The organism is Paraburkholderia sp. D15 (assembly GCF_029910215.1).
Taxonomy (GTDB): domain Bacteria; phylum Pseudomonadota; class Gammaproteobacteria; order Burkholderiales; family Burkholderiaceae; genus Paraburkholderia.
Genome location: NZ_CP110395.1, coordinates 650,495 through 670,296 on the forward strand (window position 1 = coordinate 650,495; position 19,802 = coordinate 670,296).

At 64.1% G+C, this 19,802-nt stretch carries 17 protein-coding genes; 7 read left to right on the top strand and 10 right to left on the bottom strand.

The features are described from left to right. Positions 1-3: 3 nt before the first annotated feature. The 4 genes from secD to queA form a co-directional block, all read right to left on the bottom strand. Positions 4-2,058 (bottom strand): protein translocase subunit SecD, encoded by a 2,055-nt coding sequence (secD, locus tag LFL96_RS02810; RefSeq protein WP_280997774.1) that lies wholly within the window; start codon positions 2,056-2,058, stop codon positions 4-6. A 118-nt stretch (positions 2,059-2,176) separates the two neighbouring features. After that, positions 2,177-2,506, bottom strand: a complete 330-nt coding sequence (gene yajC / locus LFL96_RS02815; protein ID WP_013587151.1) for a preprotein translocase subunit YajC — start codon at positions 2,504-2,506, stop codon at positions 2,177-2,179. Positions 2,507-2,717: 211 nt separating this feature from the next. Next, positions 2,718-3,908, bottom strand: coding sequence for a tRNA guanosine(34) transglycosylase Tgt (gene tgt, locus LFL96_RS02820; RefSeq protein ID WP_280997782.1), 1,191 nt, complete (start codon positions 3,906-3,908; stop codon positions 2,718-2,720). A gap of 146 nt (positions 3,909-4,054) precedes the next feature. Then, complete coding sequence (queA, locus tag LFL96_RS02825) at positions 4,055-5,110, bottom strand: tRNA preQ1(34) S-adenosylmethionine ribosyltransferase-isomerase QueA (RefSeq protein ID WP_280997784.1); 1,056 nt, start codon at positions 5,108-5,110, stop codon at positions 4,055-4,057. A gap of 149 nt (positions 5,111-5,259) precedes the next feature. Here queA and recG point away from each other — a divergent pair, with 149 nt between their 5' ends. Next, positions 5,260-7,797: an ATP-dependent DNA helicase RecG gene (gene recG, locus LFL96_RS02830; protein ID WP_280997786.1), complete on the top strand. Its 2,538-nt coding sequence runs from the start codon at positions 5,260-5,262 to the stop codon at positions 7,795-7,797. A gap of 163 nt (positions 7,798-7,960) precedes the next feature. On the opposite strand, the gene ggt is transcribed toward recG, so the two are convergent. The 4 genes from ggt to LFL96_RS02850 form a co-directional block, all read right to left on the bottom strand. After that, positions 7,961-9,712, bottom strand: a complete 1,752-nt coding sequence (gene ggt / locus LFL96_RS02835; protein ID WP_280997788.1) for a gamma-glutamyltransferase — start codon at positions 9,710-9,712, stop codon at positions 7,961-7,963. Positions 9,713-9,873: 161 nt separating this feature from the next. Next, on the bottom strand, positions 9,874-10,455 hold the full coding sequence (locus LFL96_RS02840) for a TetR/AcrR family transcriptional regulator (RefSeq protein ID WP_280997790.1): 582 nt from the start codon (positions 10,453-10,455) through the stop codon (positions 9,874-9,876). Positions 10,456-10,597: 142 nt separating this feature from the next. Then, the gene (locus tag LFL96_RS02845; protein WP_280997792.1) at positions 10,598-11,059 is read right to left on the bottom strand and encodes a Rid family detoxifying hydrolase; all 462 of its coding nucleotides are present in this window, start codon (positions 11,057-11,059) and stop codon (positions 10,598-10,600) included. 111 nt (positions 11,060-11,170) lie between these two features. Continuing rightward, positions 11,171-12,490, bottom strand: a complete 1,320-nt coding sequence (locus tag LFL96_RS02850) for an aminotransferase class V-fold PLP-dependent enzyme (RefSeq protein WP_280997793.1) — start codon at positions 12,488-12,490, stop codon at positions 11,171-11,173. 471 nt (positions 12,491-12,961) lie between these two features. Between LFL96_RS02850 and LFL96_RS02855 the strand changes: the two genes are divergently transcribed. The 6 genes from LFL96_RS02855 (at position 12,962) to ubiA (ending at position 18,056) form a co-directional block, all read left to right on the top strand. Continuing rightward, positions 12,962-13,921, top strand: a complete 960-nt coding sequence (locus tag LFL96_RS02855; RefSeq protein WP_280997794.1) for a hydrogen peroxide-inducible genes activator — start codon at positions 12,962-12,964, stop codon at positions 13,919-13,921. Positions 13,922-14,173: 252 nt separating this feature from the next. Continuing rightward, a complete protein-coding gene (locus LFL96_RS02860) occupies positions 14,174-14,314 on the top strand; it encodes a hypothetical protein (protein ID WP_280997795.1) in 141 nt (46 codons plus the stop codon). 81 nt (positions 14,315-14,395) lie between these two features. Further along, positions 14,396-15,850, top strand: coding sequence for a catalase (locus LFL96_RS02865; protein ID WP_280997796.1), 1,455 nt, complete (start codon positions 14,396-14,398; stop codon positions 15,848-15,850). A gap of 129 nt (positions 15,851-15,979) precedes the next feature. Continuing rightward, the gene (locus LFL96_RS02870) at positions 15,980-16,183 is read left to right on the top strand and encodes a hypothetical protein (protein WP_280997798.1); all 204 of its coding nucleotides are present in this window, start codon (positions 15,980-15,982) and stop codon (positions 16,181-16,183) included. Positions 16,184-16,381: 198 nt separating this feature from the next. Further along, positions 16,382-16,870, top strand: coding sequence for a Dps family protein (locus LFL96_RS02875; protein WP_280997800.1), 489 nt, complete (start codon positions 16,382-16,384; stop codon positions 16,868-16,870). Between the two features lie 322 nt (positions 16,871-17,192). Continuing rightward, positions 17,193-18,056 (top strand): 4-hydroxybenzoate octaprenyltransferase, encoded by an 864-nt coding sequence (gene ubiA, locus LFL96_RS02880; protein ID WP_280997802.1) that lies wholly within the window; start codon positions 17,193-17,195, stop codon positions 18,054-18,056. Positions 18,057-18,197: 141 nt separating this feature from the next. Here ubiA and proC read toward each other — a convergent pair whose 3' ends face one another. Then, on the bottom strand, positions 18,198-19,013 hold the full coding sequence (gene proC, locus LFL96_RS02885) for a pyrroline-5-carboxylate reductase (RefSeq protein ID WP_280997804.1): 816 nt from the start codon (positions 19,011-19,013) through the stop codon (positions 18,198-18,200). Between the two features lie 67 nt (positions 19,014-19,080). Beyond that, complete coding sequence (locus tag LFL96_RS02890) at positions 19,081-19,779, bottom strand: YggS family pyridoxal phosphate-dependent enzyme (protein ID WP_280997806.1); 699 nt, start codon at positions 19,777-19,779, stop codon at positions 19,081-19,083. Between the last annotated feature and the right edge of the window lie 23 nt (positions 19,780-19,802).

Consider the following 19,802-nt stretch of genomic DNA (forward strand, 5'->3'; position numbering starts at 1 on the left):
GACTCAGCGGGATGAACCCGGTTTCTGCGGCGTATTCGACGCGTCCGGCGCATTGCGGCGACGCACCGTCGGCTTGCCGGCACGGGCCTGGGCCGCACCGCCGGCTTTCGCCTTCGGCTTGGCGACGACCGCGGCCACGGCTTGCGCCGTGTCGGTATCGGCGTCGTCGTTGCCGAGGTAGGCGGCCGCACCGGCAGGCGCCGTATCCGGACGCCACACCTGGCCGATCGCCAGCGACTTCAGCTTCTTCTTGCCGCCGTACCAGAGGTTGACGAGGCCGCGCGAGAAGAACACCGCCGAGAACATCGACGTCAGGATGCCGATACAGTGGACCATCGCGAAGCCGCGCACCGGGCCGGAGCCGAAGGCGAGCAGCGCGAGACCGGCGATCAGCGTGGTGACGTTCGAGTCGAGAATCGTCGCCCATGCATGCGCGTAGCCGTTCTGGATGGCCAGTTGCGGCGGCGCGCCGTGGCGCAGTTCTTCACGCACACGCTCGTTGATTAGCACGTTCGAGTCGATCGCCATGCCGAGCGCGAGCGCGATAGCGGCGATACCCGGCAACGTGAGCGTGGCCTGCAGCATGGACAGCACGGCGATCAGCAGCAGCAGGTTGATTGACAGGCCGATCACCGAAATCACGCCGAACAGCATGTAGTACGCGATCATGAAGACGGCGATGGCCGCGAAGCCCCACACCACCGAGTGGAAGCCCTTCTTGATGTTGTCCGCGCCGAGGCTCGGGCCGATCGTGCGTTCCTCGATGATGTCCATCGGCGCGGCCAGCGAACCGGCGCGCAGCAGCAGCGCGAGGTCGGCGGCGCCTTGCGGCGTGGCCTGGCCGGTGATCTGGAAGCGGTCGCCCAGTTCCGACTGGATGGTCGCCACCGTCAGCACTTCGCCCTTGCCCTTTTCGAACAGCACCATCGCCATCGGCTTGCCGATGTTGTCGCGCGACACGCTGCGCACCGCGCGGCCACCGGCCGAATCCAGACGGATGTTGACGGACGGACGCTGATGCTCGTCGAAGCCCGCCGACGCGTCGATGATCCGGTCGCCGGTGAAGATGATCTGCTTGCGCAGCAGCACCGGTGTCTGGTTGCCTTGCGTGAACAGTTCGTCGCCCGGCGGCACCGGATCGCCCGGGTTCGGATGCGTGTTCACCGGATCGGCGAGACGCGCTTCGAGCGTGGCCGTGCGGCCGATGATGTCCTTCGCCTTCGCCGTGTCCTGCACGCCCGGCAGTTCGACCACGATGCGGTCGCTGCCTTGCTGCTGGATCACCGGCTCGGCGACGCCGAGTTCGTTCACGCGGTTATGCAGCGTGGTGATGTTCTGCTTGAGCGCGGCGTCCTGCACGGTTTTCTGCACCGCCGGCGTGAACGTGCCGACCAGCTGCACGCCACCGTCCGCGCCGTTCTGCGACGCCCACTGGAGTTCGCCGATACCGCGGCTCAACTGCTTGAGCGCGGTGTCCGCCGTGGCCTGGTCGGCGAAGTTGATCACCACCGTCTGGTTCACGCGGTTCACGCCGCCGTCGCGGATGTTGTTGTCGCGCAGCAGCGTGCGCGCATCCGATGCGTCGGAATCGAGCTTCTTGTTCAGCGCGCCGGCCATGTCGACCTGCAGCAGGAAGTGCACGCCGCCGCGCAGATCGAGACCGAGGTACATCGGCAGCGCGTGCAGCGCCGTCAGCCAGTGCGGCGATGCGCTTTGCAGATTCAGCGCGACCACGAACTGCGGGTCGGTCGGATCGGCATTCAGCGACTTTTGCAGCAGGTCCTTCACGCGCAATTGCGTGTCGGTGTCCGGCAGACGCACGCGGATGTTCGCGTTGGTCGACGAGTTGTCGAACGTGACGTCGTCCGGCTTGATCTGATTCGCGGCGAGCGCGGCTTCGACTGCCGACAGCGTGGTCGAGTCGAGCTTGACCGTTGCCTTGCCGCTCGACACCTGCACCGCCGGCGCTTCGCCGAACAGATTGGGCAGCGTGTACACGAGGCCGATGACCAGAGCCACCAGCATCACGGCGTATTTCCAGAGGGGGTAACGATTCATGAGTGGTCCAACGGGAAGGTTGGCGTGGAAGCGATGCGTCCGGCGATGAGCGCGGGCGATTCAGCGTTGCGTTGCGTGGATCGCCGGCGAGGCCGCGCCGGACGCGAGAGAGCAGGCCTTACAGCGACTTGATCGTGCCCTTCGGGAGAATCGTCGTGACCGACGCCTTTTGCACGGTGATTTCCGTGCCTTCCGAGATCTCGACGCCGACGTAAGCTTCGCCCACCTTGGTGACCTTGCCGACGATGCCGCCGTTCGTCACCACTTCGTCGCCCTTGGCCATCGCGGCGAGCATGTTGCGATGTTCCTTCTGGCGCTTCATTTGCGGGCGAATCATGATGAAGTACAGCACGCCGAACATCAGGATCAGCGGCAGGAAGCTCATCAGGTTCGACTCAACGCCACCTGCTGCGGTGCCTTGGGCGAAGGCATTGGAAATGAACGACACGTTGGTCTCTCCGTTATCAAACAAAACGATCAAAAAAATCAGCCGGTTATTCTACCACCGGCCCGACAGGCGTCGGCGCGGCGAATCGGCTTTGCGATCAACCGTTTAATGCCGTTTCCCTGCATCGACGAAAGTTTATTGTAAGGTTTTCGGCGCCGTGCCGACGGATTCCTCGGGAGAATCCGTGGCCGGTCTTTTGCCCGATCGCCTGTCAGGGGGCCTGTTCGACCCCGCGCGCGCGGTTTTCATGGAAGCGCTTGCGGAACGGCTCGAACATTTTCGCGTCGATCGCGTCGCGGATTTCCTGCATCAGTTCGAGGTAGTAGTGCAGGTTGTGGATCGTGTTCAGCTGCGCACCGAGGATTTCCCCTACTCGATGCAGATGATGCAGGTAGCCGCGGGTGAAGTTGCGGCAGGTGTAGCAGCCGCACTGCTCGTCGAGCGGGCGCAGCGAGTTCTTATGCGTCGCGTTGCGGATCTTGATGTCGCCGAACCGCGTGAACAGCCAGCCGTTGCGCGCGTTGCGGGTCGGCATCACGCAGTCGAACATGTCGACGCCCGCCGCGACGCCCGCCACCAGGTCTTCCGGCGTGCCGACGCCCATCAGGTAGTGCGGCTTGTCGGCCGGCAGCTTCGGGCCGATGTGGTTCAGCACGCGCATCATGTCTTCCTTCGGCTCGCCGACCGACAGACCGCCGATCGCCAGACCGTGGAAGTCCATCTCCGCGAGGCCCGCCAGCGATTCGTCGCGCAGATCCTCGAACATGCCGCCCTGGACGATGCCGAACAGCGCGTTCGGATTGCCGAGACGCCTGAATTCGTCGGTGGAGCGGCGCGCCCAGCGCATCGACATGCGCATCGAATCGGCGGCTTCCTGGTGCGAGGTCGGCACGTCGTTGGTCGCGTACGGCGTGCATTCGTCGAACTGCATGACGATGTCCGAGTTCAGCACCTTCTGGATCTGCATCGACACTTCCGGCGACAGGAACAGCTTGTCGCCGTTGATCGGCGACGCGAAGGTCACGCCGTCTTCGGTGATCTTGCGCAGATCGCCGAGCGAGAACACCTGGAAGCCGCCGGAGTCCGTCAGGATCGGCTTGTTCCAGCCCATGAAGCGATGCAGGCCGCCGTGCGCCGCGATGGTTTCGAGACCGGGGCGCAGCCACAGGTGAAACGTGTTGCCGAGGATGATCTGCGCGTGCATTTCCTCCAGCTCGCGCGGCTGGACCGCCTTCACCGTGCCGTAGGTGCCGACCGGCATGAAGATCGGCGTTTCGACCACGCCGTGATTCAGCGTGACGCGGCCGCGGCGCGCCTGGCCGTCGGTGCCGAGCAGTTCGAATTTGAGGCCGTTGCCGGGCGGCGTGTGCGTCGCTTCCGGCGATGGGTGACCAAGGGTCATGAATTAACTCCTGTGCTACCGGAAAACAGTCCGGCGCAAATGATGAAACGCCGCCGGCAAGCTCGCGGCGGCAGGGGAACTGCGAAAAACTCATGGGGCGCGAAGCGGTGGCTGGCGCTTCACGCGAGTCGGGCGCCTCGAGCGCCTCAACCGTCGCGCCGCGTCAGCAGCATCGCGTCGCCATAACTGAAGAAGCGGTACCGCTGTTCGATCGCGTGACGATACGCGGCGCGGATCGTCTCCACGCCCGCGAACGCCGACACCAGCATCAGCAAGGTCGACTTGGGCAGATGGAAATTGGTGACGAGCCGGTCGACCACCCGAAACCGGTAGCCCGGCGTGATGAAGATGTCGGTCTCCGTGCTGGCCGCGCCGAGCGGACGGCCGGCGGCCTCGGCGTCGCGCGCGGCGGCTTCGAGCGCGCGCATCGAGGTCGTGCCCACCGCGATCACGCGGTTGCCGCGCGCGCGCGTCGCGGCGATTTTGTCGGCGAGCGATTGCGGCAGGTGGTACCACTCGCTATGCATCTTGTGTTCGTCGATGTTCTCGACCCGCACCGGCTGGAACGTGCCCGCGCCGACGTGCAGTGTCAGCGTCGCGCGTTCCACGCCTTGCGCGTCGAGACGGGCGAGCAGCGCCTCGTCGAAATGCAGGCCGGCGGTGGGTGCGGCGACCGCGCCGGGATTTTGCGCGAACACGGTCTGGTAGCGGGTTTCGTCGGTCGAGTCGGGATCGTGCTCGATGTACGGCGGTAGCGGCAGGCGGCCGAACTGTTCGATCAGCGTCAGGCAGTCGTCCGGGAAATGCAGCGTGTAGAACGGCTCGACGCGTTCGCCCAGCGTGACGTCGAAGGCGTCGGCGAGACGGATCGTGGTGCCCGGCTGCGGGCTCTTGCTCGCGCGAATCTGCGCGAGCGCGGTGCGTTCGCCGGTGAGCCGCTCCACCAGCACCTCGACCTTGCCGCCGCTCGCCTTCACGCCGTGGAAGCGCGCCTTCAGCACTTTGGTGTCGTTGAAGACCAGCAGGTCGCCGGGCGCGATGCACTCGGGCAACGCGGTGAACGGACGGTCGATCAGACGCGCGCTGTCGGCGGAGACGGTGTTGTCCACTTCGAGTAGACGGCTGGCGCTGCGCTCGGGCAGCGCGACTTGCGCGATCAACTCGGGCGGCAGATCGAAATCGAAATCGGAAAGCGTAAACATGCGAACGACTGGAAGCGAAGTGAGACTGAATTGAGCCGAAGCCGGAGCCGGGCGGCTATGATTGCGGGACGCCTGAACAGCCCGCGAGCCCGCGCGCTGGATGGCGGCGCTACCCTTTGACAGCCGATATTGTACTTGCGAAGCAGCCCATGCCTTTGTCCGACCGCCGATTGCCCTTAGCCACCGACGATGCGACCGCCGAGCCCAGGCGCCGCGCGTCGCGCGGCAAGCCGGCGGCGGGGGCGGATGGCGCGGGTGAGGTGCGCGAGGTGCGTGACGCGCATGAAGCGCGCGCCGTAGCGGGCAAGCTCGCTCACGCCGATGCGCCGGTATCGGAATCAGCCGCCCCGCTCGAACCTGCCGACGCGCCCGAACCCCCGCGCGCGGCCGAGCCGGACGCGATCTTCGGCGATCGTCCGCCCGGCCGGCCGGGCGTGAGGGCGTCCGCGAAACCAGCGGCGAAGCCGGCCGCGAAATCCGCCGACCCGATGGCCGACGACCTCGCGGACAACCCGGCCAGCGACGCAACCGGCAAATCGGGCGGCAAATCGGGCGGCAAATCGGGCAGCAAATCGACGGCGAAATCCGCCGCGAAATCCGCCGCGAAATCGACCGCCAGGCCCGCCGAAAAAACCGCCGACAAACTCGCGAAACTCGGTCTTACCCGCGACATCGATCTCGTGCTGCATCTGCCGATGCGCTACGAAGACGAAACGCAATTGACGCCGATCGGCCACCTGCTGCCGGGCGGCATCGCGCAAACCGAAGGCGTGGTGTTCGACAACGAAATCGCCTACCGTCCGCGTCGCCAGTTGCTGGTGAAGCTGCACGACGATCACGGCGACGAACTCGTGCTGCGCTTCCTGAACTTCTACGGCTCGCAGGTCAAGCAGATGGCGATCGGTGCGCGTCTGCGCGTGCGCGGCGACGTGCGCGGCGGTTTCTTCGGCATGGAGATGGTGCATCCGGCGGTGCGTGTCGTCGATGTCGATACGCCGTTGCCGCAAGCATTGACACCGGTGTACCCGAGCACCGCGGGCGTCACCCAGGCCTATCTGCGCAAGTCGATCGATAACGCGCTCGCGCGCACCGCGCTGCCGGAGTTGCTGCCCGAGCCGGTCGCGCGCGCGTACATGGCGCCGCTTGGCGTGCCCGCGCTGATGGACGCGGTGCGCACGCTGCATCATCCAGGCGTGCAGTCCGACGAGACCGCGCTGATCGACGGCACGCATCCGGCGTGGGTGCGCATCAAGTTCGAGGAACTGCTCGCGCAGCAGATGTCGCTCAAACGCGCGCACGAGGAACGCCGCACGCGCGCCGCGCCGGCCATGCCGCGCCGCAAGCTCGGTGATGAAGCCGCGCTGGTCGCGCGCCTGCTGAAAGCGTTGCCGTTTTCGCTGACGGCGGCGCAGGAGCGCGTGGGCGGCGAGATCGCGCTCGACCTGACGCAGCCGCACCCGATGCAGCGTCTGTTGCAGGGCGACGTCGGCAGCGGCAAGACGATCGTCGCCGCGCTGGCCGCCGCGCAGGCGATCGACGCCGGCTATCAGGCCGCGCTGATGGCACCCACCGAAATCCTCGCCGAGCAGCACGCGCGCAAACTGCGCGGCTGGCTGGAGCCGCTCGGCGTGAGCGTCGCGTGGCTGGCGGGCAGTTTGAAGACGAAGGAAAAACGCGCCGCGATCGAAGCCGCTGCGCTCGGCACCGCGCAACTCGTGATCGGCACGCACGCGATCATCCAGGACACGGTCGAGTTCGCGCGCCTCGGGCTCGTGATCGTCGACGAACAGCATCGCTTCGGCGTCGCGCAGCGGCTCGCGCTGCGCGCCAAGGCGCGTCATGCCGCCGACGGCGCGCGTGACTTCCAGCCGCATCAATTGATGATGTCGGCCACGCCGATTCCGCGCACGCTCGCCATGACGTATTACGCGGACCTCGACGTCTCCACCATCGACGAATTGCCGCCCGGCCGCACGCCGATCCTGACCAAGCTCGTGTCCGACGCGCGCCGGGAAGAGGTGATCGGGCGCGTGCGCGAGGCCGCGTTGACGGGGCGTCAGGTGTATTGGGTGTGTCCGCTGATCGAGGAAAGCGAGACGCTGCAATTGCAGACCGCGGTGGAGACGTACGAGACGCTGATCGCCGCGCTGCCGGAACTGAAAGTGGGTCTGGTGCACGGGCGGCTCGCGCCGGCGGAAAAAGCGGCGGTGATGGACGCGTTCACGCGCAACGAGGTGCAGTTGCTGGTCGCCACGACGGTGATCGAAGTGGGCGTCGATGTGCCGAACGCGTCGTTGATGGTGATCGAGCACGCCGAGCGCTTTGGCCTCGCGCAGTTGCATCAGTTGCGCGGACGGGTCGGGCGTGGCAGCGCCGCCTCGGTATGCGTGCTGCTCTATACCGGACCGTTGTCGATGACCGCGCGGGCCCGCTTGCAGACCATGCGCGAGACCACCGACGGCTTCGAAATCGCCCGGCGCGATCTGGAGATTCGCGGGCCGGGGGAATTTCTCGGCGCGCGGCAGTCGGGCGCGGCGATGTTGCGCTTCGCCGATCTGGAAAACGATCAGTGGCTGATCGAACCGGCGCGCGAAGCGGCGGCCGTATTGCTGGAGACGTATCCCGAGGTCGTGATGCAGCACCTGGCGCGATGGCTGGGGAATCGGGAGCAGTTTCTCAAGGCTTGACGGGTGCGCGTGGCGAGCCGTTGTCTAACGGCATCGACGCCTGCGCGAACGGCGGCACGAAAAAAAGGAAGAGGCGGGCGCCTCTTCCTTTTTGCTTTCGACGTTGTGCGGTCAACCAGACCCGCCGGGGCCGACGCCGACGGTTACGCCATCACCCGCTCGATCAATACCCCACCGCCGATCCAGCCGGCCGGCGCGGATCGTTCGATCCATACACGAAGCCCGGCCGCACCTGGCCCGACACCGACGAATCGTTGCCCGAACTCACGCGGCTCGCCGCCTCGGTGCCCGGCAACCCCACCATGATCAACTCGGCGGCGCCCCACGGCGTCTGCTCGACCATCTTGTAGCCCATCTGCTGGAGGATCTTCAGCGTATCCGGCGACAGGCCTTGCGTTTCGTAGTCCACTTCGTCAGGCAGCCACTGGTGATGGATACGCGGCGCGTCGACGGCGTCCTGCGGCGCCATGCCGTAGTCGATCACGTTCAATGCGGTCTGCAGCGTGATCGTGATGATGCGCGAGCCGCCCGGCGAGCCCAGCACCATGAAGACCTTGCCGTCCTTCGTGACGACCGTCGGCGCCATCGACGACAGCGGACGCTTGCCCGGCGCAATCGCGTTGCGCGACCCCTGCACCAGCCCGAACAGGTTCTGCACGCCGACCTTGACGGTGAAGTCGTCCATCTCGTCGTTCAGGAAGAAGCCCGTGCCCGGCGCGATTACCACCGCGCCGAAGCGGCCGTTGACCGTGTACGTCGTCGAGACGGCGTTGCCGGCCTTGTCGATGATCGAGTAGTGGGTGGTCTCCGGCTTCTCGTGCACCGCGTAACCCGGTTGCACGTCCTTCGACGGCGTCGCGGTGTCGGCGGAGATCAGCGTGCGGATGCTTGCTGCGTAGTCCTTGCTCATCAGCTTGTCGATCGGGTTCTTGATGAAGGCCGGATCGCCGAGCAGGGTATTGCGGTCGAGGTACGCGTGCCGCATCGCCTCGGTCATGTAGTGCACGGAGGCGGCCGAGTGATAGCCGAGGCCGCGCAGATCGTAGCCTTCAAGAATGTTCAGCGTCTCGCACAGCGTGACGCCGCCCGAGCTCGGCGGCGGCGCGGAGATGAAGTCGTAGCCGCGGTAGCTGCACTTCAGCGGCTCGGTGTCGTCCGCCTTGTAGGCGGCGAAATCCGCCGCGGTGATCAGGCCGCCGTGCTGGCTCGACGCGGCTTCGACGATTTGCGGGATGCGGCCGCGATAGAACGCGTCAGGACCGCGTCGCGCGATGTTTTCCAGCGTCTTCGCGAGGTCGCGCTGCACGAGGCGGTCGCCCGGTTGCAGCGGCGTGCCGTCGCGGCGCAGGAAGATGCGCGCGGCGTCCGGGTCGGTGCGGAAGCGTTGGACGGTGGTATCCAGAATGTCGGTGTCGGCGCGCGTCAGGATGAAGCCGTCGCGCGCGAGCTTGATCGCGGGTGCCATCACCTGCTGGCGCGTCAGCTTGCCGTATTTGCGCTGCGCGAGATCCAGCCCCGCGACCGTGCCGGGCACGCCGACCGCGCGGTAGCCGTAGAGACTTTCGCCGGGACGCACTTTGCCGTCGGCATCGAGGTACATGTCGGCGCTGGCGGCAGCGGGCGCGGTTTCGCGGAAGTTGATGAAGCGGTCGCGGCCGTCGGCGAGATGCAGCGTCATGAAACCGCCGCCGCCGATGTTCCCGCAGCACGGGTTGGTGACGGCTTGCGCGTAGCCCACCGCGACGGCGGCATCCACCGCGTTGCCGCCTTTTTTCAGCATCGCGATGCCGATCTCGGACGCGAGGTTTTGCGATGAAACGACCATGCCGTTTTTAGCCTCGACGGCGGGCTCGGACGCCGCCATCGCGTGGAGGTGCAAAGCGGAAAGGACTGCGAGGGCAATGATTCGCCTCATGGTGAAGGGTCTCCTGCGGGCTGGGTGGGGAAAAGGTGAGGGTCGGTTTGTGAAGTTGAGGCGCGCCTGACTGTGCCGCCAGCGTTGTCCGGTTCTGTTTGGCGTTGATGTCGCGAGCCTGCCTGATGCCCGAAGGCAACGGGCCAATGCGATGAGCGGATTCAGGTCATCGATGAAATCAGCACATCCGCCGCCGCGCGCAGATCGAAGCCGCCCTTGAGTCCGCGGCCGACGAGCATCGAGCCTTCCAGCAATGCAAGCAACGCCCCGGCAAGTTCGGATGCGGAGCGGCTGGACTTCAGCGTGCCCGCCGACAAACCCTTCTCGATGACGGCGCTGAGCCACACGATATTGATCTCGAAGAACCGATGGATTTCACCTCGAATTTCCTCGGGAAGCGATTCCGATTCGGCGCCGAGAATTCCACACACGCAGAGCCGGCCGTCCTGCGCGTAGGTTTTCGCGAACAGATCGACATAGGCTCGCAACTGATTCGGGGCATGAATGACTGTGCCTTCGATACGTAACAGCGCCTCGCGAAAGCGATGCGTGTAGCGCTGCACGACGACCGCGCCCAGTTCCGCCTTGGTCGCGAAGTGATGATGAACGCTTGGTTTGCGGATGCCGACCTGAACGGCGATGTCTTCGTAGGAGAAGCCGTTGTAACCCAGGTGCTGAATCAAACCCTCGGCCGCGTCGACGATGCGCGTGGCCGACGATGTGAGTTCGCTGAAATGCTTCATTTTTGCGTGCGTAAGCGGGAGGCTTGAATGTGTGCTGGGTGCCGGCGCATCAAGGAAAATCAGGTATAGGCCGACACGACCTATCAACTGGTAGGTAGTGTCGGAGGTCAAAAAGAAGAAGTCAAGCGAGCGGGGTACTCGCTCAGCGTTTGACGGCGACCGCCGAGATTTCGATCTTCAGATCGCGAGCGAGCCGCGACACGCCGACCGTCGCGCGCGCTGGCGGCTGGTCCCTGAAGTACGTCGCGTAGACGGCGTTCATCCGGGGAAACTCGTTCAGGTCGGTCATGTACACCTGCGTGGACACGATGTCGTCGAGCGTCATGCCTTTCGCGGCCAGCACCGCGCGCAGGTTATCGAGCACGAGCTTCGTCTGGTCCTCGATGCTCGCGGTAATGGCCGGCGCGTTGGTGGTCGGGTCGATCGGTAATTGCCCGGAGAGAAACACGGTGCTGCCTGAGCGGATCGCCTGCGAGTAAGGGCCGATCGCCGACGGTGCGTTCTTCGTCGAGATGACTTCCTTGTGCGGCTCGAGCGGCGCGCAGGCAGAGAGCGCGACCGCCGCGCAGACGGCGACGTGCAATGGAATGCGGGAAGTGTTCATGCGATGTATCGGTGAAATGGAAGAGGGTGTCTGTCGACGCCGGCCGGTGGACGACGGTTATTGCGCGTGCCGCTTGCTTGCTGGCGACTGACCACCGGCCGCTGGTCGCGATCAGGAGTTCGTGATGTCCTTTAGCGCGGCGACAAGTTGGTCGAGATCCGACGGGCGATTGAATAGCGACGTCGTCACCCGCACGCAATCGCCCGCAGCGACGCCGCCCCGCTGGGTCGTGAAGACCTTGTGCCGGTCGAAGATGCGATTGACGATCGCGACGTTATCCGCCTTGGTCGTTTTGCCCGCGAGACGGAACGACGTGATCGAGCCGTAGGCGCCGGGTTCGTCCGGCGTCAGAATCTGCACGCCCTTGAAATCCCGCACGCGCGACACCCAGTAGTCGCGCAGATAGCGCAGCCGCGCGCCCTTGTTTTTCACGCCGACGCGGTTGTGAAACGCGAGCGCGGCGGGAATCGTCATGACGTTGGCCGTATTGGTCGTGCCGGAATGGACGCGCGAACGGATGTCGGTCGGCGCATAGTCCTCGTCGCACAACTGCCGGTCGATGTCGTTCAGCCGGTCCTTGCGGATATACATGAAGCCGACGCCGAGCGGCGCGCCGATCCATTTGTGCAGGTTGAAACCGATGAAATCGGCACCGAGATCGGACGCGTTGAAATCGATTTGCCCCCACGTATGCGCCGCGTCGACGATCACGTCGATGTGGTGAGCCTTCGCCATTTTCGTGATCTCGGCGATCGGCATCACGAGGCCGGTACGGTGACTTGCATGCGTGAGCAGCAGGAGCCGCGTCTTCGGATACTTCACGAATGCCTTTGCGTAGGTGTCCAGGATCGCCTGCCGGGTGGCTGGCTCCGGAATGACAATCTGCGCGACGTCGACGCCGCGCCGGTCCTTCAGGAAATTCATCGCGTACTGCGTGCTGTCGTAGTCGAGGTCCGCGTACATGACCGTGTCGCCGGGTTTCAGCAGCTTGTAGTTGACGATCAGGTTCTGCAACGCCTCCGTCGCGCCGCGCGTGATGGCGATTTCCTCGGGCGCCGCGCCGACCGCTGCGGCGATCTGCGCGCGAATCGCGTCGTTGCCGGTTGCGTCGTAATTGCGACGCAGGTAGTACGAGCTGTATTCGTTCAGGTATTCGATGTTGCGGCGGTATTCGTCGGCAACCGGCTTGGCCATGATCCCGTAGTAGCCGTTTTCCAGGTTGATGAAGTCCGACGTGACGTCGTATTGCGAGGCGATTTCTCCCCAATAGGTTTCGTTCCTGGCATTCACCGCCGCGTCGCCGGCGAACGGCGAGGGCAGTGCGGGCTGGGCGCCGGCCCACGATCGCGTTGACGATAGCGCGCTGGTCGCGGCCAGCGTCATGCCGATCGAGCTGTTGATAAAGGCTCTGCGAGAAAGTTGCTTTTCCATCGGTTCACTACTCCAATTCGCTGTCTCAAGTCGTTGATCAATTGCGTAGCCGAGTTGACGGGGATGTCTTTCTGATTGGTTATTTAGTATTGCGGAATGGTTGAGCCGTCAGGCTTCAGGCCGTGGACCACGCATCCGGGACGAGACGTGGTGATGTCACGGCAGCTATACATACCGACTAATTGGTAGGCAATGAGCGCAAATTTTCGATGTCACGATGCACTGGCCGGTAGGCCATCGCGCTGACTGGTTTGCCACCAAGCGATTAGCCCGGTGATATCTCGATGAACTCTTACGAAACCTACCAACTGGTAGGTAAAGATATGCGTTTCAATTTTTAGCGTCAAGCGCTTTTCGGTTGAGGACGGGCTTCGTGCATGCCGGTTGCGCTTTTTTAAACGGGCTAGCGAACCGACCCTATACGGTGTATAACTAGAACCTATCAAACTCACTGCACTGATTGGTCCCCTAATGACGCTCACCGAATTGAAATACATCGTCGCGGTGGCCCGCGAACGGCACTTCGGCCGAGCCGCCGAGGCGTGTTTCGTCAGCCAGCCGACCTTGTCGGTGGCGATCAAGAAGCTCGAAGACGAACTCAATGTCCAGATTTTCGAGCGTGGAACCAGCGAAGTCAGCGTCACGCCCATCGGCGAGCAGATCGTCACGCAGGCTCAGCGCGTACTGGAGCAGACCCTCGCCATCAAGGAAATCGCCAAGCAGGGCAAGGATCCGCTGGTCGGTCCGCTGCGCCTGGGCGTGATCTATACGATCGGACCGTATCTGCTGCCCACGCTGGTCAAACAGATGATCAAGCGCGTCCCGCAGATGCCGCTGATGCTCCAGGAAAACTACACGCTCAAGCTGATCGAACTGCTCAAGCAGGGCGAAATCGACGTCGCCATCATGGCGCTGCCGTTTCCCGAAACCGGTCTGATGCAACGGCCGCTGTACGACGAACCGTTCGTGGTGGCGCTGCCGTCGGGGCATGCATGGGAAAGCCGTCCGAAAATCGATGCCGACGATCTGAAGCAGGAAACCATGCTGCTGCTCGGCAGCGGCCATTGCTTCCGCGATCACGTGCTCGGCGTGTGTCCTGAGTTGATGCGTTTTTCGCAGAACGCGGACGGTATCCAGAAGACGTTCGAAGGCTCGTCGCTGGAGACGATCCGCCATATGGTGGCGAGCGGTGTCGGGATTACCGTGCTGCCGCGCATGTCGGTGCACGAAGTCAAGCCGCACGCCGGCGGAATCGATTCGGGTCTGCTCAGCTATGTGCCGTTCGAGGAACCTGTGCCTGATCGCCGCGTCGTGCTCGCGTGGCGCAAGAGCTTCACGCGCATGCCCGCCATCGATGCCATCTGCGACGCGATCAACGCCTGCGACCTGCCGGGCGTCAAGAAGCTCGATCTGCCGGTCGCCGTCAACTGACCGGCCGCGAACCACCGCAAAGCCGCAAACCCGCAAACCCGCTTTTCACGCAGGCCGCCTGGCATCCGCCGGCGGCGCTGCCTGCGCTAAAACCCTCGCTTGTCTCCACCCGGATCGACTTGGATCCGCGGCCAATCGTCCGGTAGGTCCTCTCCCTATCGAATAGATAAATTCAATCAAACACGTTTATTCAATAGTATTGTTATAGTTTCCTCCATGGATCGCCCGATCCAACCGACTTCGGAGGAAAGCATGTCGCAATCGAACCCGCAGCAAGGCCACGCGCTCACTACACAGTCGAACTCGACCGCGACTACAAGCTTCGCCGCGTCGCTCGTCAGCGTGCGTACCGTCGCGCTGTCGCTGCTGGTCGATCGCGCGTTGTCGGCCTGACGCGTCGATTCGATTCGCCGGTCTTCCTCTGCCGCGCCTCTCCCCCAATCCGATTGAATAAAAGTTCACCAGGAGTCTCGCATGTCCGAACGTAAGCTCACCAACGCCGCCGGCGCGCCCGTCGCCGACAACCAGAATTCGATGACCGCCGGCCCGCGCGGTCCGGTGATGTTGCAGGACGTCTGGCTGCTCGAAAAACTCGCGCACTTCGATCGCGAAGTGATTCCCGAGCGTCGCGTTCATGCCAAGGGCTCGGGCGCTTTCGGCACGCTCAAGGTCACGCACGACATCAGCCGTTACACGAAGGCCAAGGTGTTCGCCCAGGTCGACAAGGAAACGCCGCTGTTCATGCGCTTTTCGACGGTGGCCGGCGAGCGCGGCGCGGCCGACGCCGAACGCGATGTGCGTGGCTTCTCGATCAAGTTCTACACGGAAGAAGGCAACTGGGACGTGGTCGGCAACAACACGCCGGTGTTCTTCATCCGCGATCCGCTGAAGTTTCCGGACTTCATCCACACGCAGAAGCGCGATCCGTACACCAACATGCGCAGCAACGTGGCGGCGTGGGACTTCTGGTCGCGTCATCCGGAGTCGCTGCATCAGGTGACGATTCTGATGAGCGACCGCGGCATTCCACAAAACTACCGGCAGATGCACGGTTTCGGTTCGCACACGTATTCGTTCATCAACGCGAACAACGAGCGCTTCTGGGTGAAGTTCCACTTCAAGTCGCTGCAGGGGATCGACAATTTCACCGATGCCGAAGCCGCGCAAGTCGTCGCGCAAGACCGTGAAAGCGCGCAGCGCGATCTGATCGCGAACATCGACGCGGGTCATTTCCCGAAGTGGCGCTTCGCGATTCAGGTGATGCCGGAAGCGGAAGCCGCGACGTATCGCTTCAACCCGTTCGACATCACCAAGGTGTGGTCGCAGAAGGACTATCCGCTGATCGATGTCGGCACGATCGAGTTGAATCGCAACGCGGCCAACTATTTCGCGGACGTGGAACAGGCGGCGTTCACGCCGGCTAATGTGGTGCCGGGCATCGGCTTCTCGCCGGACCGGTTGTTGCAGGGGCGTTTGTTCTCGTACGGCGACACGCAGCGCTATCGCCTCGGCATCAACCACCATCAGATTCCGGTGAATGCGTCGCGCGTGCCGAACCCGCATTCGTTCCATCGCGACGGCGCGATGCGCACGGACGGCAACCTCGGCGGCAATGTGAACTACGAGCCGAACCGCTTCGGCGACTTCGCGCAGGACGCGAATGCGGCGGAGCCGCCGCTCGCGGCCGGTGCGGTGGATCGCTACGACCATCGCGATGACGACGATTACTACACGCAGCCGGGCATGTTGTTCGCGCTGTTCGACACGGCCCAGCGTGAGCGCCTGTTCGGCAACATCGCGCGGCATATCGACGGCGTGCCGCAGGAGATCGTCGCGCGTCAGATCGAGCATTTCCGTCGCGCCGATCCGGCGTACGCGGAAGGCGTGATCGCCGCGCTGGCCGGGTTGGCCGAAGGGCGCGGCAAGTAACGCGTCGGCGAGCGACCGCGCTGATCAGTCACAGAGGAAGCGGAAGCCGACGCAGTCGCGCAAACAATGCAGCAACGCGGAGCGCAGCGGCGCTCCGCCCTTAACGATACGAATCGACGGAGCACAATCATGATCCAGATGATGATGGCCGCAATCGGCAGCGCATCCCCTGTTACGTCCGAACCCGCGGCGCGCAGCGCCCAATGGCGGCGCGAGCAGTTGCAACGCCGCCAGCAGGCCGACCTGCTGCGCCGCGCGATGGGCCTCGCGATCGTCGCGATCGGCTTCGCGGTGATCGCCTCGCGCGTGCTGCAACACGCGCATGGCGGTTGATCGCGACGCGAGCCGCGAGGGCGACATGGGTGCGTGGCGAGTGCCTGGTGAGTGCGTGGCGAGGGCAATGAGCGGCCACGCGTCACACGAACACGGCAGTTTTGTACGCTAAACTGTCGGGCGTTCGCTGTGCCGAGTTTGCCATCAGCAGATCGTCACTTTGCCGACCGGTTCGTATCACTCTTCAAAGGAGTCATCATGGCCAAGAAAGAAGCCGTACAGCACGTCAATATCGGAATCAGCGACAAGGATCGCAAGAAGATCGCGGAAGGTCTGTCGCGTTTGCTCGCCGACACCTACACGCTCTATCTGAAGACCCACAACTTCCATTGGAACGTCACGGGTCCGATGTTCAACACGTTGCACCTGATGTTCGAAACGCAGTACAACGAGCTGGCGCTCGCGGTCGATTCGATCGCCGAACGGATTCGTGCGCTGGGTGTGCATGCGCCGGGCAGCTACAAGGAATTCGCGAAACTGTCGTCGATTCCGGAAGCGGACGGCGTGCCGGCCGCGGAAGAAATGATCCGCCAGCTGGTGGAAGGTCAGGAAGCCGTGGTGCGTACCGCGCGCGCGATTTTCCCGTCGACCGAAGCCGCCCACGACGAGCCGACCGCCGACCTGCTGACGCAACGCATGCAAACGCATGAAAAGACGGCGTGGATGCTGCGCTCTATGCTGGCTTGAGCTTAAGGCGTTGAAGAAAAAAGAAGCGTGCTGGTTGGACAAGCTTGTCGGCTGATCGGGTGACAAGCGAGTTCCGGTTCAGCAGCGGAGCCCCTGTCGGTCGATGACCCACAGGGGCTTTTTCATGATTGCGGCGCAAACGGGGATTGGGGACGTTTTCTTGCCGGAGCGCTTCGCAGGATAAAGAAGATGTTCATGAAAGGGCCGCTTTCATGAACATCTTTGTTAACGCGGCACCGGTCGCTTCAGCCCGTGCCGAGCGGCTCCACATCCATATCCCGTAAAATACCCGCACCGTTTTCACCCCTCACCGACACCGCCCATGTTCGCCCGTCTTCCCCTTTTTCTGCGCCTCGTCCGCATGGACAAGCCGATCGGTACGGTGCTGCTGCTGTGGCCGACGCTCAACGCATTGTGGATCGCCTCGGACGGTCATCCCACGTGGCCGCTGCTGGTGATCTTCTGCGTCGGCACGCTGCTGATGCGCTCGGCCGGCTGCGCGATCAACGACTACGCGGACCGCGACTTCGATCGTTACGTGAAGCGCACGGAGAACCGGCCGGTGACGTCGGGCAAGATCAAGGCGTGGGAAGCGGTGGCGGTGGCGGCGGGGCTGTCGCTGATCGCGTTTCTGCTGATTCTGCCGCTCAATGCGTTGACGAAGGAGCTGTCGGTGGCGGCGCTGTTCGTCGCCGGTTCGTATCCGTTCACCAAGCGCTTTCTCGCGATTCCGCAGGCGTATCTCGGCATCGCGTTCGGCTTCGGCATTCCGATGGCGTTTGCCGCCGTGCAGGATCATGTACCGATGCTCGCATGGGTGATGCTGCTCGCGAACGTGTTCTGGTCGGTGGCGTACGACACCGAATACGCGATGGTGGATCGCGACGACGACATCAAGATTGGTATCCGTACTTCCGCGCTGACGTTCGGCCGCTTCGACGTGGCCGCTATCATGCTGTGCTACGCGGTGACGCTGGGGATTTACGTCGGCGTCGGCGTGGTGCTGAAGTTCGGCTGGCTGTACTGGCTTGGCTGGGCGGCGGCGGTGGGCTGCGCGATCTATCACTACCTGCTGATCCGCGACCGCGAACGCATGGCGTGCTTCGCGGCGTTCCGGCATAACAACTGGCTGGGTGGCGCGTTGTTCGTCGGGATTGCCGCGCATTACGCGGCGGCTTCGTTCTAGTTATCCGGCGCGCTGCGTTATTCGCGCTGCGGTGTCGGGTAGTTGTCATCGGCGCTTCGGTTCGACGAACCGGAGCGCCGATTTCGTTTCGGCGCTTGAAGAAGCTGCGCGGCGCCTTCATCGCGCCGGACTGGTTACGGCTTACTGTTTGCCGAATTCGTCGCCCATTTCCTTCGCTCGCGCGTCGGCGGCGAGCACGCCGCGCACGATCGCATCCTTGATTCCGCTGGCGTCGAACGAGGCCAACGCCGCCGCCGTCGTGCCGCCTTTCGATGTCACGCGTTCGCGCAACACGCCCGGCGCTTCGTCGGAATTCGCGGCGAGTTGCGCGGCGCCGGTGAAGGTCGCGACCGCGAGCGCGCGGCCTTGCGCTTCATCCATGCCGAGCTGGCGCGCGGCTTCCTGCAACGCCTCGATGAAATAGAACACGTACGCCGGTCCGCTGCCCGAGATCGCGGTGACGGCGTCGATCTTCGCTTCGTCGTCGAACCAGACCGTTTCGCCGACCGCGCCCAGCACCTGCGACGCGAGCGCGCGGCCCGCTTCGTCGACGCTGCCGGTCGCCACCAGTCCGGTCACGCCCATGCCGATCAGCGCGGGCGTGTTCGGCATCACGCGCACGACCTTCGCGTGGCCGTTGAGCCAGCGCGACATATCTTCCATGCGAATCCCGGCGACGATGCTGACCACCAGTTGCGACGCGTTCAGATGCGGCGCCAACGCCTCGGCGACGCCCTTCAGGATCTGCGGCTTCACGGCCAGCACGACGGCGTCGTAAGCGGCAAGCGTGGTGTCGGCCGCAGCGTCGGTCCGGATACCGAATTGCGCTTCACTGCGCTTGCGCGCGTTTTCGTTCGGATCGATCGCGTAGAGATCGGCCGCCGCGATGCCGCGCTTGATGAGCCCGCCGATCAACGCCGCGGCCATGTTGCCGCCGCCGATAAAAGCAATTTTCATGATGTTCTGGAAGTGTTGAGTGGCGGGTTTTCAGGCACGCAGCCCCAAGCCCGAAGCCCGCACAAGGTCAGTTGGAATAATCCCGCGCGCCGAAAATGGCGGTGCCGACGCGCACGATGGTCGCGCCTTCGAGCACGGCGGCTTCGAGGTCGCTGGACATGCCCATCGACAATGTGTCGAGTTCGAGCCCGTCATCGCGCAGACGCTCGAACAGTTCGCGCAACTGGCGATGCGGCACGCGCTGTTCGTCGATGCCGCCGGCGGGTTCCGGGATCGCCATCAAGCCGCGCAGATTCAGGCGCGGCAGCGCGGCGATCGCCTGCGCGACCTCGACTGCCTCGGGCACGCTCACGCCGCTCTTCGATGCCTCGCCGCTGATGTTCACCTGCAGGCACACGTTCAGCGGCGGCAGATGCTCGGGCCGCTGCTCGGAGAGCCGCTGCGCGATCTTCAGGCGGTCGACCGAATGAACCCAGTCGAACTGCTCGGCAACCGGACGCGTCTTGTTCGATTGCAGCGGCCCGATGAAATGCCATTCGATCGACGCGCGCAGATCGGCGAGCGTTTCGATCTTGGTCAGCGATTCCTGCACGTAGTTTTCACCGAACGCGCGTTGACCGGCAGCGTGGGCGGCGCGCACGTCTTCGGCGGGGAAAGTCTTGGAGACCGCGAGCAGGGTGATCGAACGCGCGTCGCGTTCGGCCACGTGCGCGGCCGCGGCGATGCGCTGTTGCACCGCTTCGAGGTTGTGGATCAGATCGGGCATGGCACGAGTGCGAACTTCCGGCA

Coding starts and splice junctions, on each gene's coding strand:
- secD (WP_280997774.1), bottom strand. CDS start 2,058: ATGAATCGTTACCCCCTCTGGAAATACGCCGTGATGCTGGTGGCTCTG.
- tgt (WP_280997782.1), bottom strand. CDS start 3,908: ATGACCCTTGGTCACCCATCGCCGGAAGCGACGCACACGCCGCCCGGC.
- queA (WP_280997784.1), bottom strand. CDS start 5,110: ATGTTTACGCTTTCCGATTTCGATTTCGATCTGCCGCCCGAGTTGATC.
- recG (WP_280997786.1), top strand. CDS start 5,260: ATGCCTTTGTCCGACCGCCGATTGCCCTTAGCCACCGACGATGCGACC.
- ggt (WP_280997788.1), bottom strand. CDS start 9,712: ATGAGGCGAATCATTGCCCTCGCAGTCCTTTCCGCTTTGCACCTCCAC.
- LFL96_RS02840 (WP_280997790.1), bottom strand. CDS start 10,455: ATGAAGCATTTCAGCGAACTCACATCGTCGGCCACGCGCATCGTCGAC.
- LFL96_RS02845 (WP_280997792.1), bottom strand. CDS start 11,059: ATGAACACTTCCCGCATTCCATTGCACGTCGCCGTCTGCGCGGCGGTC.
- LFL96_RS02850 (WP_280997793.1), bottom strand. CDS start 12,490: ATGGAAAAGCAACTTTCTCGCAGAGCCTTTATCAACAGCTCGATCGGC.
- LFL96_RS02855 (WP_280997794.1), top strand. CDS start 12,962: ATGACGCTCACCGAATTGAAATACATCGTCGCGGTGGCCCGCGAACGG.
- LFL96_RS02860 (WP_280997795.1), top strand. CDS start 14,174: ATGTCGCAATCGAACCCGCAGCAAGGCCACGCGCTCACTACACAGTCG.
- LFL96_RS02865 (WP_280997796.1), top strand. CDS start 14,396: ATGTCCGAACGTAAGCTCACCAACGCCGCCGGCGCGCCCGTCGCCGAC.
- LFL96_RS02870 (WP_280997798.1), top strand. CDS start 15,980: ATGATCCAGATGATGATGGCCGCAATCGGCAGCGCATCCCCTGTTACG.
- LFL96_RS02875 (WP_280997800.1), top strand. CDS start 16,382: ATGGCCAAGAAAGAAGCCGTACAGCACGTCAATATCGGAATCAGCGAC.
- ubiA (WP_280997802.1), top strand. CDS start 17,193: ATGTTCGCCCGTCTTCCCCTTTTTCTGCGCCTCGTCCGCATGGACAAG.
- proC (WP_280997804.1), bottom strand. CDS start 19,013: ATGAAAATTGCTTTTATCGGCGGCGGCAACATGGCCGCGGCGTTGATC.
- LFL96_RS02890 (WP_280997806.1), bottom strand. CDS start 19,779: ATGCCCGATCTGATCCACAACCTCGAAGCGGTGCAACAGCGCATCGCC.